This window comes from Mesorhizobium sp. P3_A8, from assembly GCF_056402995.1.
The window spans coordinates 208404-224843 of record NZ_JBFUGI010000007.1 but is presented as its reverse complement, the minus strand read 5'-3'; the positions used below and the strand labels follow the sequence as shown (position 1 = coordinate 224843).

Annotated in this window: 16 protein-coding genes; 6 read left to right on the top strand and 10 right to left on the bottom strand. The window is 64.3% G+C overall.

Annotated features, from left to right (window positions below):
• Positions 1 to 112 precede the first annotated feature (112 nt).
• A complete protein-coding gene (locus AC1DX4_RS18505) occupies positions 113 to 1015 on the top strand; it encodes a LysR substrate-binding domain-containing protein (protein ID WP_477221660.1) in 903 nt (300 codons plus the stop codon).
• On the opposite strand, the gene AC1DX4_RS18500 is transcribed toward AC1DX4_RS18505, so the two are convergent.
• From AC1DX4_RS18500 to AC1DX4_RS18490, 3 genes are read right to left on the bottom strand one after another with little or no spacing between them, the layout of a single operon-like run.
• On the bottom strand, positions 1008 to 2009 hold the full coding sequence (locus tag AC1DX4_RS18500) for a 4-hydroxyproline epimerase (RefSeq protein ID WP_477221659.1): 1002 nt from the start codon (positions 2007 to 2009) through the stop codon (positions 1008 to 1010). The two genes, AC1DX4_RS18505 and AC1DX4_RS18500, sit on opposite strands and share 8 nt — an antisense overlap.
• 34 nt (positions 2010 to 2043) lie before the next feature.
• Positions 2044 to 3357, bottom strand: coding sequence for an NAD(P)/FAD-dependent oxidoreductase (locus AC1DX4_RS18495; protein WP_477221658.1), 1314 nt, complete (start codon positions 3355 to 3357; stop codon positions 2044 to 2046).
• A gap of 14 nt (positions 3358 to 3371) precedes the next feature.
• On the bottom strand, positions 3372 to 4307 hold the full coding sequence (locus AC1DX4_RS18490; protein ID WP_477221657.1) for a dihydrodipicolinate synthase family protein: 936 nt from the start codon (positions 4305 to 4307) through the stop codon (positions 3372 to 3374).
• A gap of 69 nt (positions 4308 to 4376) precedes the next feature.
• Between AC1DX4_RS18490 and AC1DX4_RS18485 the strand changes: the two genes are divergently transcribed.
• Complete coding sequence (locus AC1DX4_RS18485) at positions 4377 to 5072, top strand: GntR family transcriptional regulator (protein WP_477221656.1); 696 nt, start codon at positions 4377 to 4379, stop codon at positions 5070 to 5072.
• Between the two features lie 7 nt (positions 5073 to 5079).
• Here AC1DX4_RS18485 and AC1DX4_RS18480 read toward each other — a convergent pair whose 3' ends face one another.
• Positions 5080 to 5391, bottom strand: a complete 312-nt coding sequence (locus tag AC1DX4_RS18480; RefSeq protein WP_477221655.1) for a hypothetical protein — start codon at positions 5389 to 5391, stop codon at positions 5080 to 5082.
• 229 nt (positions 5392 to 5620) lie between these two features.
• Positions 5621 to 6016, bottom strand: coding sequence for a winged helix-turn-helix transcriptional regulator (locus AC1DX4_RS18475; RefSeq protein WP_477221817.1), 396 nt, complete (start codon positions 6014 to 6016; stop codon positions 5621 to 5623).
• A gap of 81 nt (positions 6017 to 6097) precedes the next feature.
• Here AC1DX4_RS18475 and AC1DX4_RS18470 point away from each other — a divergent pair, with 81 nt between their 5' ends.
• Positions 6098 to 6427 carry a nuclear transport factor 2 family protein gene (locus AC1DX4_RS18470; RefSeq protein WP_477221654.1) on the top strand — a complete coding sequence of 110 codons (330 nt, stop codon included), beginning with the start codon at positions 6098 to 6100 and terminating at the stop codon, positions 6425 to 6427.
• Between the two features lie 170 nt (positions 6428 to 6597).
• On the opposite strand, the gene AC1DX4_RS18465 is transcribed toward AC1DX4_RS18470, so the two are convergent.
• Positions 6598 to 8094: a CoA-acylating methylmalonate-semialdehyde dehydrogenase gene (locus tag AC1DX4_RS18465; protein WP_027043084.1), complete on the bottom strand. Its 1497-nt coding sequence runs from the start codon at positions 8092 to 8094 to the stop codon at positions 6598 to 6600.
• Between the two features lie 162 nt (positions 8095 to 8256).
• On the opposite strand from AC1DX4_RS18465, the gene AC1DX4_RS18460 reads away from it, so the two are divergent.
• The 3 genes from AC1DX4_RS18460 to AC1DX4_RS18450 all read left to right on the top strand — a co-directional run bounded on the left by AC1DX4_RS18460 (position 8257) and on the right by AC1DX4_RS18450 (position 11919).
• Positions 8257 to 9138 carry a LysR family transcriptional regulator gene (locus tag AC1DX4_RS18460; protein ID WP_477221653.1) on the top strand — a complete coding sequence of 294 codons (882 nt, stop codon included), beginning with the start codon at positions 8257 to 8259 and terminating at the stop codon, positions 9136 to 9138.
• 181 nt (positions 9139 to 9319) lie between these two features.
• Positions 9320 to 9763, top strand: a complete 444-nt coding sequence (locus AC1DX4_RS18455) for a hypothetical protein (protein ID WP_477221652.1) — start codon at positions 9320 to 9322, stop codon at positions 9761 to 9763.
• A complete protein-coding gene (locus AC1DX4_RS18450) occupies positions 9760 to 11919 on the top strand; it encodes a phospholipase D-like domain-containing protein (RefSeq protein ID WP_477221651.1) in 2160 nt (719 codons plus the stop codon). Before AC1DX4_RS18455 ends, AC1DX4_RS18450 begins: the two co-directional genes overlap by 4 nt.
• 70 nt (positions 11920 to 11989) lie before the next feature.
• On the opposite strand, the gene AC1DX4_RS18445 is transcribed toward AC1DX4_RS18450, so the two are convergent.
• The 4 genes from AC1DX4_RS18445 to AC1DX4_RS18430 form a co-directional block, all read right to left on the bottom strand.
• Complete coding sequence (locus AC1DX4_RS18445) at positions 11990 to 13246, bottom strand: D-amino acid dehydrogenase (protein WP_477221816.1); 1257 nt, start codon at positions 13244 to 13246, stop codon at positions 11990 to 11992.
• 91 nt (positions 13247 to 13337) lie between these two features.
• Entirely contained in the window at positions 13338 to 14474 is a 1137-nt protein-coding gene (gene alr, locus AC1DX4_RS18440; RefSeq protein WP_477221650.1) for an alanine racemase, read from the bottom strand.
• A 175-nt stretch (positions 14475 to 14649) separates the two neighbouring features.
• Complete coding sequence (locus AC1DX4_RS18435) at positions 14650 to 15168, bottom strand: RNA pyrophosphohydrolase (RefSeq protein WP_477221649.1); 519 nt, start codon at positions 15166 to 15168, stop codon at positions 14650 to 14652.
• A gap of 50 nt (positions 15169 to 15218) precedes the next feature.
• A complete protein-coding gene (locus AC1DX4_RS18430) occupies positions 15219 to 16400 on the bottom strand; it encodes a divergent polysaccharide deacetylase family protein (RefSeq protein ID WP_477221648.1) in 1182 nt (393 codons plus the stop codon).
• Positions 16401 to 16440: the final 40 nt, after the last annotated feature.

Here is a 16440-nt window from a genome sequence, read left to right as displayed (position 1 = left end):
GTGGCCGCGCCAATAATGTCGATGGGGCCGGCGGAATGGATGCAGGAGTGGCGCAATGGGTGCGGACATTCAAATGATTGCTTCTCACCTCATGTGTTAGTAAATTTTACAGATGGACTATATCCCGTTGAATGCCATCCGCGCTTTCGAGGCCGCCGCCCGTCGCCTGAGCTTTTCGGCGGCCGCCGAGGAGCTTCACGTCACGCATCCGGCCATCAGCCACCAGATCAGGCGGCTGGAAGAGTGGTTGGGCGTGCCTCTGTTCCACCGGGACGCACGCAAGGTACGGCTGACGGATGCCGGCGTGATCCTGCAGGCGTCGGCGAGTGGCGCCCTTGCAGAGCTTGGCGCCACCTGCCGGCGTATCCGCCGCAATGCGGCATCGGCGACACTGTCCGTAGGTTGCATACCGTCCATCGCCAGCCGCTGGCTGGTTCCTCGCCTGCCGGACTTTACATCAAGCCATCCCGGTATCGGCATGCGGGTCGCCTATGCCAAGGCCGAGGACAGGCTCGGAGATGATGAGAATGATGTGCTGATCACGCTCGGAGCCGATCCGACGCCTGGCGTCACCAGCCTCAAACTGTTTTCACGCCTCAACCGGCCGGTGTGCAGCCCGCACTATCTGGCCGGCAAGGAGTTGCGTACCCCTTCGGCGATCGCCGGCGCGGACCTGTTGCATGACGAGAACCGGCAGGGCTGGAGTGAGTGGTTCTCCGAGGCCGGACTGGCCAATGTGGATGTCGGCAACGGACCCGTCTTCGCCGATTTCAATATCCTCGCAACAGCGGTCATTGCCGGCCATGGCGTGGCGCTTTGTCCGGTAGACGTCTTTCGTGACGAACTGAAGCGCGGCGACCTGGTGGTTCTGTCGGATGTCTCGACCAACCGCGACAAGAGCTATTTTCTGACGATGTCGGTGGATGCCTCATCAGCCGCGCTCACCTTCGCCGACTGGTTTCGCCGTGCGGTCTCGGTCGATGCCGATGATCAGTGGTCCGCCGATATCACTTGACGACGAAACCATGCGCGAACGGGTCACGGTCGTCGATGAAGATCGTGTTCAGTCCGGTCATGCGCGCCCAGCCGCCGATCGAGGGAATGATCGCCGGCTTGCCCGCGACGGTAACCTCTTTTTCGACCTTGCCCTTGAACAACGAACCGATGATCGATTCATGCACGAAGGCGTCGCCGGCCTTGAGCTTGCCCTTGGCATGGAGCTGCGCCATGCGCGCCGAGGTGCCGGTGCCGCATGGTGAGCGGTCGATCGCCTTGTCGCCATAGAAGACGGCGTTGCGGGCATCGGCCCCCTCAACGGTCGGCTTGCCGGTCCACAGCATATGCGAAAGCCGGTTGATGCCCGGGTTTTCCGGATGCACGAAAGTGTATTTCTCATTGAGCCTCTGGCGCACCACCGGGCTCCAGGCGATGAGGTCGCCGGCGGAGTAATCCGCCATGTCGCGATAATTCGCCTGCGGCTCGACGATGGCGTAGAAATTGCCGCCATAGGCGACGTCGACGGTGATCTCGCCGAGCCCGGGACATTCGACCGTCAGGCCTTCAGCATAGAGGAAGGACGGCACGTTGGTGATGCGCACCTCCTCGACATAGTCGCCGACCTGTTTGTACTCGGCGATGACCAGGCCGGCCGGCGTGTCGAGCCTCAGCACACCCGGCGTCTTCGGCTTGATCAGCCCGTGTTCTATGGCCATCGTCACCGTGCCGATGGTGCCGTGCCCGCACATCGGCAGGCAGCCCGAGGTTTCGATAAACAGGATGGCAATGTCGCAATCTTCGCGCGTCGGCGGATAGAGGATCGAACCCGACATCACGTCATGGCCGCGCGGCTCGAACATCAGGCCGGTGCGGATCCAGTCATATTCGGCGAGGAAATGCGCCCGCCGTTCCATCATCGTCGAGCCCTCAAGCAGCGGGCCGCCGCCAGCAACCAGCCGCACCGGATTGCCGCACGTGTGGCCGTCGATGCAGAAGAAGGATTTCTTGGCCATGTCGTTCCTCGAAAAATTCAAAACCGCGATGAACTCAAAAACGTTGTGGACTGAAAGGGGTCAGATCAACAGGCGGAGTCTGCCCCAGGATGATTTCCCGGATCAACCGCCCGGTTGCCGCCGCCTGGGTCAGGCCGAGATGGCCATGGCCGAAAGCATAGACCACCGGCCGGCTTCCCGACGCTTTGCCGATGACAGGAACCGAATCCGGCAGCGAAGGCCTGTACCCCATCCATTCGCGCCCGCCCGAGGGATTGAGGCCCGGCAGGAATTGCTGTGCCTTCTGCAGCAGCGCCTTCGACCTGGCATAATTGGGCGGCCGCTCGATGCCGCCGAGTTCGACAGCACCGCCGACGCGCAGGCCCGTCTCCAGCGGCGTGATGACGAAGCCATGCCCGGAAAAGATCAGCTGCCGCTTCACGTCGAAGGCGCTCTTGGGCAAGGTCGTGTTGTAGCCGCGCTCGGTTTCCAGCGGAATGCGGTCGCCAAGCTGCCGCGCCAAAAGGTGCGACCAGGCGCCGGCGGCGACGACGAGCTGCCGCGCATGCCTGGTCGTGCCATCGGCCAACGTCAGCGTCGCGCCATCCTGGTCCGCCGCGACGCGATCGATGCGAGCCATCTCGAAGCGGGCGCCCTTGGCCTCCGCGTAAGCCCACACCGCCTTGCCGAGCAGTTTTGGATCGGCGACCGTCTTCCAGCCCGGCACGAAGGTGCCCTTGACGAAACGCGGTGACAGTCCCGGTTGCAAGCCCGCCAAGTCCTCGCCCTCGACATGGCGAAAGCCGATGCCGAAACGCTCGCGCGCGGCCCAGCCGGACAGCCCAGCCTGAAACTCGGCCTCGCTCTCGTAGAGTTCGAGCGAGCCATCCTCGCGCAGCATCGGCCGCGTGCCGGAGCGATCGAGCAGACCCATCCATTCCGTTTCGGCGAGCTTCATCATGCCTGCCTGGGCGGCGAGGCTGGCCTCGTATTTCGCCGGCGCACCGGCACGCCAGAAGCGGATCAGCCAGGGCACGAGCTTCGGCAGGTAGGCCGGTGGAATGCTGAGCGGGCCGAGCGGATCGGCCAGCCATTTCGGCAGGTTCTTGATCATGCCCTTGTGCGCCAGCGGCAGCACGTCGGAGAAGGCGAAGGCGGCGGCATTGCCGGAACTCGTCTCCTCGCAGATGCCGGTGCGGTCGAAGACCGTCACATCCAGCCCTGCCTCGGCAAGGAAGGCCGCCGCGCAGATGCCGATGATGCCACCGCCGACAATGGCGATGTCCTCGCCTTCCCCCCGCGAACGGGGAGATGGTGCCCCAGTGGCGGAGCGTTGCTCCTGTTCCGGGGATTTGGAATTTCCTGGCACGTCGGTGCTGTCCCTTATTCGGCTGCCACCAGTCTGTCCGCCGATAGAGGAGACGCCTGGAGCGACGGCAGCTTCGGCCGCACCGCCAGCGCATCCCGGATGATCTTCTCCACCGCCTTGCGGCGCTCGCCCGACAGGGGCTGGCGCGGCATGCGCACGCGGTCATTGGTATCAATCGCCAGCACTTCGGCAAGCTTGATGTTTTGGACCAGATAGGTCGAGACATCGAGATCGAGCAGCGGCCGGAACCAGCGGTAGATGGCCAGCGCCTCCTCGCGGCGGCCCTGCTTCATCAGCTGGTAGATGGCCACGGTCTCGCGTGGGAAGGCGACGACCAGGCCGGCCACCCAGCCGATGGCGCCGACCGACAGCGCCTCGAAGGCGAGATTGTCGACGCCGGTGAAGAGGTCGTAGCGGTCGCCCAGCCGGTTGATGATCTCGGTCGAGCGCCTGATGTCGTCGGAGGATTCCTTGATGGCGACGAAGCGCTTGTCCGATGCCAGTTCCTCCATCTGGTCGACGGTGACGTCGACGCGATAGGCGAGCCGGTTGGAGTAGATCATGACCGGCAAATCGCCGGCCTCGGCGACCGCGCGAAGTGCGGCGACCGTCTCTTCCGCGTTGGTGTGGTAGATCGGGCTCGGCACCACCATCAGGCCATTGGCGCCTTCCCTGGCGGCGCGCTTGGCGATGCTGGCAGCCTCTCGGGTGCCCGCCTCGTTGACCGTCAGCAGCACCGGCTTCTTGCCGGCGACTTTCTGCGCGGTCTTCAGCACTTCTATCTTCTCGTCAGGCGACAGCATCGGCCCTTCGCCGAGCGAGCCGCAGACGATGATGCCGTCGCAACCGGCCTCCATCTGCAGGTTGAAGCAGCGCTCCATCTCGGCATGGTCGAGCCGATCGTCGGGGGTGAATTTGGTCGTGACGGCGGGGAAAACTCCAGTCCACATGGTCATTGCTCCTTCTGATATATCAGTCGTATATCTGTTAAGAAACTACCTGTCAACGCAGATTCTGCTATGATATATTCAAAATATATCAGGAGCCCGCCGTTGATATCCACCGAAGCCATCAGAGCATCCGCCGAGCCGGCCGCGACCAGGGCGTACCACGTGCTCGAACATATGATCGTCACGTTGGAGTTGGCGCCGGCGAGCTTCGTCACCGAGGGTGCGTTGATCGAAAAGCTCGACCTCGGCCGCACGCCGGTGCGCGAGGCGATCCAGCGGCTGGCCTGGGAAGGGCTGCTCGACGTCAGGCCACGCGCCGGCATCGCGATCGCGCCACTGCATCCCGGCGACTGGCTGCGCGTGCTCGACGCCCGGCGCGGTGTCGAGGTGGTGCTTGCCCGTTCGGCAGCCCGCTTCGTCACCCGCGAGGCCGCCGACCTGTTTCACGAGGCGGCCCTTGCCATGCAGAAGGCGGTCATCTCGGGCAATGTGCTTGCCTTCATCCAGGCCGACAAGGCGCTCGACGAGGCCCTGGCGATGGCCGCGGACAACCCCTTCGCGGCGCGGCTGGCCGCCCCGTTGCAGACCCACAGCCGCCGCTTCTGGTTTCGCTATAAGGCCGACACGGGCCTGGCCGAATCAGCCGAGCACCACGTCGCGCTGATCCGCTCGATCCTCGACGGCGACGAGGAGGCGGCCGCCAAGGACGCCAAGCGGCTGATGGCACTGCTGCGCGGCCACGCCGAGGTGGCCGCGACGCGCTGAACGGCGATCAGATCCCTTGCGCCGCGGTGACGGCGGTACTCTCCCACCCGTCACCGGTCGCGAAAATGCAGCTTCGGCCCTGCACATCGGTCACCAGCATCGACCAGGTCCCACTTGCCGAAACATAGATTTCGACAATGGCAGCCTGGCCGACCAAACCGTAGCCGATCTGCTTCTGTTGAAAGGCTCGCGCCAGTCCCGCGACAAGGTCAGTATGGCCGCCGCAGATAAACTGCGCCTGCGCCGATAGCGTCGACATCGCCAGCGCGGTGCCGATCGCGGCTATCCTAATCCATCGAAACGAAAATTTGCGTGCCATTTGGCACCTCCTTCGCCTTCGCGTTCCGGCAAAGGGGAGGCACATGGGACAGCCTCAATATACCGAAACGCTCCAGGCCGGGTTCGACGTCTTCATCACGTCACTCCTTCTGGTTTCCGGTCTGTCGTCAGGGAATTCTATCGCATTCCCAGGATTCGATATGGTGAGGCTCCGATCCGAAAACAAGCACCTTTGCGAGCTTTGCGGCGCATTGCAGGCACGGTCGGCGTCAGACTTCCGCTGGTTCGCGAAGTGCTGCCCATTTCAGCAGGGCGTCGAGGGCCGGGCACAATGCCTGGCCCCAATCGGTCAGGCAGTATTCGACTTTCGGCGGCACCTGATGGTGCACGATGCGCCGCACGATGCCGTCGGCCTCCATCTGCCTGAGCTGCTGTATCAGCATCTTCTGCGAGATCGCCGGGATCGCCCGTTCGAGGTCGGAAAAGCGCAGCACCTTGCCGCCGAACAGGTGAAACAGGATCACCAGCTTCCAGCGCCCCTCGAGGAGGCGCAGCACATTCTCAACGCCGCTCGCCGCGGACAGTGGAGTGAGCATCTCGGGCTTACTTTCGGGCCAAACCTTACTTTCAGGTAAGTACCTTACTTTTTCGTCGGTTCTTGTCACTTCACCAGCATATCGCATTTTAGAAGCCGGACAAGCGCCGCGGGCCTCGACGAGCGTCGGCAACCGCATCGGAGAAAAGCCATGACCGTAGAACTACCCCAGCCGCTGGCGGACTATTTTGCCGCCAAGAACAGCCACGACATCGACAGTATGCTCGTCCCCTTCGCTTCGGACGCCAAGGTCCGGGACGAAGGCGAGACGCATCAGGGATCAGCCGCCATCCGCGACTGGATGGAGGCAACGACGCGCAAATACCGGGTGACCGTCGAGGTCGCCGACGCGACGGCCAATGGCGATGCATGGCGGGTCGCCGGCATCGTGTCGGGCAATTTCCCCGGCAGTCCGGCGACGCTCCACTACGTCTTCACGCTGGCCGACAACAGGATCACGCGGCTGGAGATCGGCGCATGACAGGATCCGGATGCCACGCAAAAAAGGGCGCGACAAAAGCCGCGCCCTCAATTTGTGAGATAAACTCAGACCTCAGTTCATCGTCGGGATGACGAACTCCGCACCGTCCTTGATGCCCGCCGCGCGCCCCGCAGCCGAAGGCGAGGACGCGCAAACGAAGAACCGTCCGGCTAGTTCATCGTCGGGATGACGAATTCCGCACCGTCCTTGATGCCGGACGGCCAGCGTGAGGTCACCGTCTTGGTCTTGGTGTAGAAGCGGAAGGCGTCCGGGCCGTGCTGGTTAAGGTCGCCGAAGGACGATGCTTTCCAGCCGCCGAAGGTGTAATAGGCGATCGGAACCGGGATCGGCACGTTGATGCCGACCATGCCGACCTGGACACGGCTTGCAAAGTCGCGAGCGGCATCGCCGTCACGGGTGAAGATGGCGACGCCATTGCCCATTTCGTGGTCGTTGGCGAGCTTGATCGCGCTCTCATAGGTCGGCGCACGCACCACCGAGAGCACCGGCCCAAAGATCTCTTCCTTGTAGATGCGCATGTCCGCCGTCACATTGTCGAACAGGCAGCCGCCCATGTAGTAGCCGTCCTCGTAGCCCTGCATGGAGAAGCCGCGGCCGTCGACGACGAGCTTGGCGCCTTCCTTGACGCCGGTATCGACGTAACCCTTGACGCGCTCCAGCGCCTGCGCCGTCACCAGCGGACCGAAATCGGCCGAGGAATCCGTCGACGGGCCGACCTTCAGGCTCTCGACGCGCGGGATCAGCTTTTCCATCAGCCGGTTGGCGGTGTCGTTGCCGACCGGGACAGCCACCGAGATCGCCATGCAGCGCTCGCCGGCCGAGCCGTAGCCGGCGCCGATCAGCGCGTCGACGGTCTGATCCATGTCGGCATCGGGCATGATGATCATGTGGTTCTTGGCGCCGCCGAAGCACTGCACGCGCTTGCCGGCCGCGGTGCCGCGCGAATAGATGTAATGAGCGATCGGCGTCGAGCCGACGAAGCCGATGGCCTTGATGTCGGGATCGTCCAGGATCGCATCGACCACATCCTTGTCGCCATTGACGACGTTGAGGATGCCGGCAGGCAGGCCGGCTTCGAGGAACAGTTCGGCGATGCGCATCGGCACGCCTGGGTCACGCTCCGACGGCTTCAGGATGAAGGCATTGCCGCAGGCGATCGCCGGCGCGATCTTCCACAGCGGGATCATCGCCGGGAAATTGAACGGGGTGATGCCGGCGACCACGCCGAGCGGCTGGCGCATCGAATAGACGTCGATGCCGGGGCCGGCACCATCGGTGAACTCGCCCTTCATCATATGCGGCGCGCCGATGCAGACTTCGACCACTTCAAGGCCGCGCTGGATGTCGCCCTTGGCGTCGGCGATGGTCTTGCCGTGTTCGCGCGCCAGGATATCGGCCAGTTCGTCATAGTCGCGGGCGACCAGTTCGAGGAATTTCATCAGCACGCGCACGCGGCGCTGCGGGTTGGTCGCGGCCCACTTCGGCTGCGCCGCCTTGGCGTTCTCGACGGCTGCGCGCAGTTCCGCCTGCGAAGCCAGCGCCACCGTGCCGCGCACGGAGCCGTCCATCGGCTGCATGACGTCCTGCTTGCGGCCGCTGGTGCCGGCGACATGCTTGCCGCCGATGAAATGACCGTATTCGATCATGATTTTCTCTCCCTTTGTTTGTGATGCTGCATTGTCTGCCTTTGGTCGGCAGATGGCAACGCGAGGGAGAACGCAACCGTTGTGCGTAAATTAGATATCGATTGACGGGCGAGCATCAATTCTCGCAAATAGGGGGTCTCAAGATATCTCCTGGGGATGCCCATGAACTGGGACGACGTCCGCATTTTCCTCGCCGTCGCGCGCGCCGGCCAGATCCTTGGCGCCGCCAAAAGGCTGGAGCTCAATCACGCCACCGTCTCGCGCCGCATCGCTGCACTCGAGGACGCGCTGCGCACGAAACTGTTTCGCCGGCTGACCACGGGCAGCGAGCTGACGCACGCCGGCGAGCGCTTCCTCGACATTGCCGAGCGCATGGAAGGCGACATGATCGCCGCGCGCTCGACCATATCGGGCGAAGGCGACGATATCTCCGGCACCGTGCGTATCGGTGCGCCGGACGGTTTTGGCGTCGCCTTCCTGGCCAGGCGTCTCGGTGAACTGACCGCGCTGCATCGCGAACTGACGATCCAGCTCGTGCCGGTGCCGCGCTCCTTTTCGCTGTCCCGGCGCGAAGCCGACATCGCCATCACCGTCGAGCGGCCGACCGAGGGCCGGCTGGTGGCAGGAAAGCTGGTCGACTATTCACTCGGCCTGTTCGCCTCGCGTGCCTATGCCGCTGCCAATGGCCTGCCGAAAACCGCTGCCGAACTCGGCCAGCACACCCTCATCGGCTATGTGCCTGACCTGATCGTCAGCCCTTCGCTCGACTATGCCTCTGAATTCAGTGCGGACTGGCGCACCAGCTTCGCTATCTCCTCGGCGCTTGGCCAGGCTGAAGCCGTGCGCTCGGGCGCCGGCATCGGCATCCTGCACACCTTCGTCGCCCGCTCGATGCCGGAACTGGTGCCGGTTGAGGCCGTCGCCCCGATCCGCCGCGCCTACTGGCTGGTCTATCACGAATCGGTCCGGCCGCTACGCCGTGTCCAGATCGTCGCCAGCTTCATCACCAAGGCGGTAGAGCGGGAAAGAAGCCTTTTCCTGTAGAATAGAAGCGCTGTCAGAGGCGCCTGGCAGATATGCCGCCGCGACAGCAACACGGCCGAGCCAGACACGCCGCCTTTCCCTTGCCACAAAACCGGGCAGTGTGGCATCAGGCATGCGGTCGTCGGCCACGCGGCGAGGCCGCCGGGTGGGGAAATCGTTCAGAAAGCTGGCGCGGATAAAAATGCGAGCCGTTCTTGCCATCCTGCCGCTGGTTTTCGTCTCGGCCTGCGCTAACCCATGGACAAAAGTGCCGGAAGCCGAATTGCCCAAGCCGATCCGTTACGCCATGGCGCGCCCCTCGCCTTTCGTCATCGGCAATTACTGTGGCCCCGGCACCCGCACCGGCGATTTGTCGGCCCGCCCCGTCGACCGGCTCGACGCTGTTTGCCAGACCCACGACGCCTGCTACATCGCCCGCCACAATCATTGCGACTGCGACGGTGCGCTTGTCGCCTCGGCCAGGGCGATCCGCGATGACAAGTCAGCACCCCGCAAGATGCGCGACGAGGCGGAACTGCTGATCGCCACTTTCGCCATTCCCATCTGCAAGGTGTTTCCGCAGGGCTTCATGCCGCCGCGCGACCCGGCGCAATTGAGCGCCATGAAGACCGGAGCCGCAGGTTGACCGGCCGCGCACCCATCATCCTCGCTTTGTTCGGGCTGGTGCTCATCGCGCTTGTCGGCTGCGCCGGCGCAGGCCGCAATGCCTGCGACCTCCTGCCTGGACAGGAGGCCTGCACGCGGCCCTCGCTGTCGGCCAGCACGCCCGGGCCGCAAGTCGCGGCGTCGCAGTTTTTTGGCGATGCCGGCGCCAGTGACTACGAAAGACGCTTCCTGGCGTTGCTTGCTCATAACCAGCTCGGCGCCATGGATCGCGCCAACGGCACCGGCCCGTTCGGGCGCAACCGCCGCGACGTGCAGAACAGCGACTTCCAGGCGACCTATTCGACGCTGCAGCAACTCGCCGGGCCGCTCGCCAAGACGCATCTGCCGCCGGCCAATGGCGGCAGCGGCGATGGCCATTTCGACGGCCGCTGGCGGGTGTCGCGGCAGACGCTCTACATCGATGCGGCGGCGCGGCCCTTGGCTCCCAAGATTTTCGATTTCTCCGGCCTGCAGGCACGCAGCACCGAGATCGTCCTGCGCCAGGCGGGCAAGCAGCCGGCCGACATCGAAGGCAGCTGCGACGGTCCTCTGGCGATCCGCACCGGCGGAGCGTCACGCAGCATCGCCGCCGGCGCGGCATTCCGCTTTCGCCTGTCGGGTGAGGACGACACGGTCAGCCTGTTTCCAAGCGACAGCCTGAACCGCTGTACGGCGAGAATCCGCTCCAGCCTTGCGCCGGCCGGCGCGCCGCTCACCATCCGACGCGAAGAGACCGCCGATCCGGCACTCGCCAGCTTCGATAGCCAGTACCAGCACTGCCCGGTTCCCAGCAGCGCCGGCCTCGACTCACTGGAGCGCGCCTTCTACGCCAGCCGCTGGCTGTCGCAGACCTGCGCCCTGCCGATCGGCGAGCCCAGGCTGCTGCGCAAGTCGCGCGACGGCTTCAACGCCAAGGTCGAGGCGCTGGTGGGCGCGCCGCTGTCCGATGCGGCCATAGACAAGGGCGACCCGGAACTGCCGCTCGATTTCTCCAGGGCGCCAAGGCTGAAGCTGATCTATCTGTCCTCGCTGGAATTCAAGGCCGACTTTTCCGGCCGCATCATCGAGCGGCTGATCCGCCATCATGCGGCCATGGGCACCAAGGTGCGCATCATGGTCACCGACGTGCTGGAGCGCGAAAAGGACGACGCCATGCTGCACCGGCTAGCGGCCGAATTCCCCAATGTCGAATTGCAGGAATATCGCTGGCGCGCCGATCATGGCGCGCCGATCGACGAGCAGATTTCACAATTGCACAAGGTCCTTCACATCAAGATGCTGGCGACACTGGCGCAGGACCCTACGCGTTCGCGCGTCATCATCGGCGGCCGCAACATCCATGACGGTTTCCTGTTCCACCAGCCGATCGACCTGTCGCGCTATCCGGACCTCGAACAATACGGCAAGACCGACGGGCTTTCGCTGAACTACTATTCGAACTGGAGCGACTTCGACATCGAGTTCGCCGACCGGACGACAGTCGAGACGCTTGCCGCGCACCTATCGACCGTGTGGCTGCGCGACGCCGACACCAATCTGGCGCGCCCCTTCTCGATCCCGGTCCGCGCCGATGGCCACCCCCGAGGCAATGCCCGGCATTTCATCTCGGTGCCCTATGAGGACGACCATGCGCTGGAAGACTATTTCGTCGAGTTGGTCGACGCCGCCCAGCACCATATCCAGATCGTCAACCCTTACCTCAATCTGACGCCCAGCCTCGCCCAGGCCTTTGACCGGGCGCTCGCGCGCGGCGTCAAGATCGACATTGTCGGCCGCATCGATCTCAAGGGCGATATTGGCGGCAAGTTCCTCACCGCGCTCAACAAGCTGTTCGTCGAGAAATATGGCGACCGCATCAATATCCGCGAGTTCAAGGCGCCCGACGTGGTGCTGCATTCCAAGATCATGATGATCGACGAAAGGCTGGTCGCCATCTCCTCGGTCAACCTCAACAACCGCAGCTTCTTCCACGATTCAGAGAACGGCATGATGGTGCTCGATCCCAGCTTCTACCTCAGGATGAAGCCGGTCTATGACGACTATCTCGCCCACTCGAACCCGGTTTCCACCAAGGTGACGATCCCGTGGGCCTACCGGCTGCTGTTCGACGAGGCCTGGGTCAGGCAGGCGTTCTGATGCAATTCCAGGAAAAGTGTGAAGCGGTTTTCCGTCCGGAATTGCATCCACCCAAGAAGACGCGCCGCGGTTATTTCAGGTAGCGTTCCTGCGCCAACGCACGGGCATCGATCTCGGGGACCCGACTGGAGATGATGTCGGCCAGCACCTTGGCCGAGCCGCAGGCCATGGTCCAGCCGAGCGTGCCATGGCCGGTGTTGAGGAAGAGATTGGAAAGCTCGGTGCGGCCGATCAGCGGCGGCCCGTCCGGCGTCATCGGCCGCAGCCCGCACCAGAACGTCGCCTCGCGCATGGCGCCGGCGCCCGGAAAGAGATCGCCGACCGAATGTTCGAGCGTGCGGCGCCGCGATTCGTGCAGCCTGAGATCGAAGCCGGAAATCTCGGCCGTGCCGCCGACACGGATGCGGTCGCCCAGCCGGGTGATCGCCACCTTGTAGGTTTCGTCCATCACGGTCGACACCGGCGCCAGGCCAGCATCCTTGATCGGCACGGTGATCGAATAGCCCTTGACCGGATAGACCGGGATCGACCGTTTCATCCGGCGCATGAAGCCGGCCGAGTAGCTGCCCAGCGCCATCACATAGGCTTCGGACGACTTGAAGCCCTTGCTGGTGCTGAGGTTGGCGATGCGGTTGCGGCTGCGGATGACGCGCCAGATCGTCGTGTCGTATTCGAACGTCACGCCACGCGCCACGCAGAGTTCGGCCAGTTTGTCGGTAAACATCTTGCAGTCGCCGGTCTCGTCATGCGGCAGCCTGAGACCGCCGACGAACTTCTCGCGCACACCGGCCAGCGCCGGTTCCGCCGCGATGCAGCCGTCCTGGTCGAGGACTTCGTAGGGCACGCCATATTTCTTCAGCACCTCGACATCGCCACCGGTGCCGTCGAGCTGCTTTTGCGTGCGAAACAGCTGCAGCGTGCCTTGGGTGCGCTCGTCATAGCTGATGCCGGTGGCCTCACGCAGCGCCTTCAGCGTATCGCGGCTGTATTCGGCCAGCGGCACCATGCGCGACTTGTTGATGGCGTAGCGCTCCGCGGTGCAGTTGCGCAGCATCTTGACCAGCCACGTCCACATATGCGGATCGAAAGCCGGCCGCACCACCAGCGGGCCGTGCTTCATCAACAGCCATTTGATCGCCTTGAGCGGAATGCCGGGGCCGGCCCAGGGCGAGGCATAGCCGGGCGAAATCTCACCGGCATTGGCGAAGCTGGTTTCCAGCGCCGGGCCTTTCTGGCGGTCGAGCACAGTCACCTCGTGACCGGCCTCGGCGAGATAATAGGCCGTGGTCACCCCGATGACACCGCCGCCCAGCACCATGATCTTCATCGCATCACGCTCCACGCCGCCACGGACACCGGGCATGCCATTCCCTGTCTGCCGGATTTTGCCGCGCCCGCCAAGAGGCTAGCCCCAAGGGCTAACCATTGACGTAGCGCCGGTGAAAGCGCGGGCCGAGACTGGCGAGGATTTCGTAGCCGATGGTGCCGGCGTGGCCGGCGGCATCGTCAACGCTCTGCGAGGGACCCAGCAGCTCGACCAGATCGCCCTCGCGCAGTCTGCCGGGCGGCAGAGCGGAAATGTCGAGAATGATGGAATCCATCGAAACGCGCCCGAGGAACGGCAGACGCGCCCCTTCGAACCAGGCCGCCGAAGAGGAACGGCGCAGCCAACCATCCGCATAGCCGAACGAGATCGTCGCCAAGCTGAGTGGGCCTTCCGCCTGATAGGTATGGCCGTAACCGACGCCGGTGCCCTTTTCGACGCGGCGCGTCTGCGCCACCTTGGCCTGCAGCGACACGACAGGAAGCATCGGATTGGCTTCGCCGGGCGTCGGGTTGATGCCGTAGAGCGCCGCCCCTGGCCTGGCGAGGTCGTAATGGTAAGACGGCCCGAGAAAGATGCCGGAGGAATTGGCGAGCGAGGCAGGCGCCTCGGGCAGCATGGCGCGTAGCCGCTCGAAGGTCAGCCGCTGTTGTTCATTGGCCGCATGACGTGGCTCGTCGGCGCAGGCCAGATGGCTCATGACATATCTGACGTCGATTCCGTCGAACGCGCCGGCATCCCCGGCCAGCGCCTCGACTTCCGCCGGCGCCATGCCGAGCCGCGACATGCCGCTGTCGGCCTGAACCGCCGCCGGCAGCTTTCGGCCGGCAGCGCGTGCCGCAGCACTCCAGGCTTTCAACTGCGCGCCACTGTTGATGACCGCACAGAGGTCCGCCGCCACCGCCTCCGGCTCAGAGCCTGGCGGCAGCCCGTTCAGCACGTAAATGTCTGGCCCAGCCCCAATCGCCTTGCGCAGCGCGATGCCTTCAGCCAGCAGGGCGACGAAGAAGATGTCGCAGCCTTCCCGGGTCAGCGCCGATGCCACTTGGGCAGCGCCGAGACCGTAGCCATTGGCCTTGACCACGCCGGCGCAGCGCACGCCGCCCAGCCGCGCCTTCAGTCGCCGGTAGTTTTCACGGATCGCGCTGAGGTCGATGGTGAGGATGGCCCCAGCCGCCGCCTCGCTTATGGCAGCATCCTCGGGCGATGACCTCTTGGGGGCGTCGTGCATGGCGACCCTTATTGTGGCGGATAGACATCAATAGGACCGTCGGGCCAGTGGGGCAACCGCGATCGTTTCAGAGGCCGCCGTTCACTTTGCTATCTCTTAGTTTCAACGCAATTCCCAAGGGAAAGCGCTACCCGCTTTTCCCGGGAAAACCGCTCACACTTTTCCTGGAATTGCTCTATCGCGCCAGATGGCTGAACGCCGCCACCACGTCTTCATAGACCTTGCGCTTGAACGGCACGATCAGGTCGGGCAGGTCCTGCATCGGCCGCCACGACCATTCGTCGAATTCGGCGGTGTGGCCGCCTGGCGGCGGATTGATCTGGATTTCGCTGCTGTCGCCATGGAAGCGGAAGGCGAACCATTTCTGCGTCTGGCCGCGATACCGGCCTTTGAAGGCAATGCCGACGAGATGGTCCGGCAGATCATAGTTGATCCAGTCCGGCGCCTCGGCGAGCAGCGAGACGCTGCGCATGCCGGTCTCCTCGTAGAGCTCGCGCTCCGCCGCCTGCAGCGGCTCCTCGCCCTTGTCGATGCCGCCTTGCGGCATCTGCCACAGCTGCGTCGTGCCGGCGAATTCGCTGTCGGGCTCGGCAATGCGATGCCCGACCCAGACCAGGCCCTCGCCATTGAGGATCATCAGCCCGACACACGGACGGTAGGGCAGCGTTTCACGATCAACTGTCTTTTTAGCCATCTGACGCTCTCTGGCTGTTCTTGGGAAAGTTCGGTGCGATCAGCAGATCGTCACCCCTTTTGCGGATCGATCGCCACCGCCGAAATCGGGACGATCTCGATGCCGCGTTTCTTGGCTTCGGCAATCCAGGACGAGACGGTGTCGACCGTCAGGTCGAAGGCCGAGCCGATGCCGACGGCAGAGCCCTTGGCGCGCGCGGTGGCTTCGAGACTGTCGAGTTTCTTCAGGATGGCGCCGCGATCCTGCACCGCGTCGATCGCCATGTCGCCGGCGACGAAGGGCACGCCGTCCTTCAGCGCCAAATCGGGTGCCAGGCTGCGTGCCGACGAGCCGTCGTCGATATAGGCGAGGCCCCGTTTGCCGAGCTCGGCCATGAACGGCTCCATCGCCGCCGTGTCGGCGGAAAAGCGCGCGCCCATATAGTTCATGACGCCGGTATAGTTCGTCGTCCGCGACAGCGCCCAGTGCAGATTCTTGAGGTTCTCTTCAGCGCTCGCCGCTACGGTCAGCGTGTTGCGGCCAGGGTTGACGTTGGGATAGTCGAACGGTTCGAGCGGCACCTGCATGACGATCTCGTGGCCGCCCTGCCTGGCAGCCTGCATCCAGCGGCCGATGCTGTTGCCTTGCGGCGCGAAGCCCAGCGTCACTTCCGGCGGCAGCTTCGCAATGGCCGCCTGGGTACCGGTCTGCGAGACCGCAAGTCCACCGATGACGATCGCCACGCGAGCACCGCGCGCGCCGGACCACGGCCGCGCATAGACATCGAACGGCCGCCGCCCATCGGCGGAGCGCATCGGCAAGGGTCCGGTGTCGCTGGTCTCGATCAGCGCCTTGTCGGGGATATGCGCGATCTTCAGGTTCTGGCCGATGCTTGAGGGGTCACGGATGACGATGGCCGCCTGCGGAGGACCATCGCCCTCCTGCTTCTGCACATGGATGATCTGCGGACCACCGGTCTTGGTCGGCGTTTCAACCTTTGGCGCCGCGACCGGGGCCAAAGCGGATGGTGCAGCGGCGGGCTCGGCGGCCGCCGTCACTTTCGGCGCCGAAACGGCGACCTCTTGCGGCTTGCGAAACGGCTTTTCCCGGAGCGCGATCGCGGCCGAGACGCCGACCACCGCCAGCACCACGGCGCTGGCTGCAATCACGCCCGCGCTGACCTTGCCGGCAGCGCGCGGCGCCCGGACGGTCTGTCCAAGCGGGCGTTCGATGTCCTTGCCGATATCAGCCAAGCCCTGTCCCCGGGCGCATCCCTGGCGCCACATCTGGAGG

Coding starts and splice junctions, on each gene's coding strand:
- AC1DX4_RS18505 (WP_477221660.1), top strand. CDS start 113: ATGGACTATATCCCGTTGAATGCCATCCGCGCTTTCGAGGCCGCCGCC.
- AC1DX4_RS18500 (WP_477221659.1), bottom strand. CDS start 2,009: ATGGCCAAGAAATCCTTCTTCTGCATCGACGGCCACACGTGCGGCAAT.
- AC1DX4_RS18490 (WP_477221657.1), bottom strand. CDS start 4,307: ATGTGGACTGGAGTTTTCCCCGCCGTCACGACCAAATTCACCCCCGAC.
- AC1DX4_RS18485 (WP_477221656.1), top strand. CDS start 4,377: ATGATATATTCAAAATATATCAGGAGCCCGCCGTTGATATCCACCGAA.
- AC1DX4_RS18480 (WP_477221655.1), bottom strand. CDS start 5,391: ATGGCACGCAAATTTTCGTTTCGATGGATTAGGATAGCCGCGATCGGC.
- AC1DX4_RS18470 (WP_477221654.1), top strand. CDS start 6,098: ATGACCGTAGAACTACCCCAGCCGCTGGCGGACTATTTTGCCGCCAAG.
- AC1DX4_RS18465 (WP_027043084.1), bottom strand. CDS start 8,094: ATGATCGAATACGGTCATTTCATCGGCGGCAAGCATGTCGCCGGCACC.
- AC1DX4_RS18460 (WP_477221653.1), top strand. CDS start 8,257: ATGAACTGGGACGACGTCCGCATTTTCCTCGCCGTCGCGCGCGCCGGC.
- AC1DX4_RS18455 (WP_477221652.1), top strand. CDS start 9,320: ATGCGAGCCGTTCTTGCCATCCTGCCGCTGGTTTTCGTCTCGGCCTGC.
- AC1DX4_RS18445 (WP_477221816.1), bottom strand. CDS start 13,246: ATGAAGATCATGGTGCTGGGCGGCGGTGTCATCGGGGTGACCACGGCC.
- alr (WP_477221650.1), bottom strand. CDS start 14,474: ATGCACGACGCCCCCAAGAGGTCATCGCCCGAGGATGCTGCCATAAGC.
- AC1DX4_RS18435 (WP_477221649.1), bottom strand. CDS start 15,168: ATGGCTAAAAAGACAGTTGATCGTGAAACGCTGCCCTACCGTCCGTGT.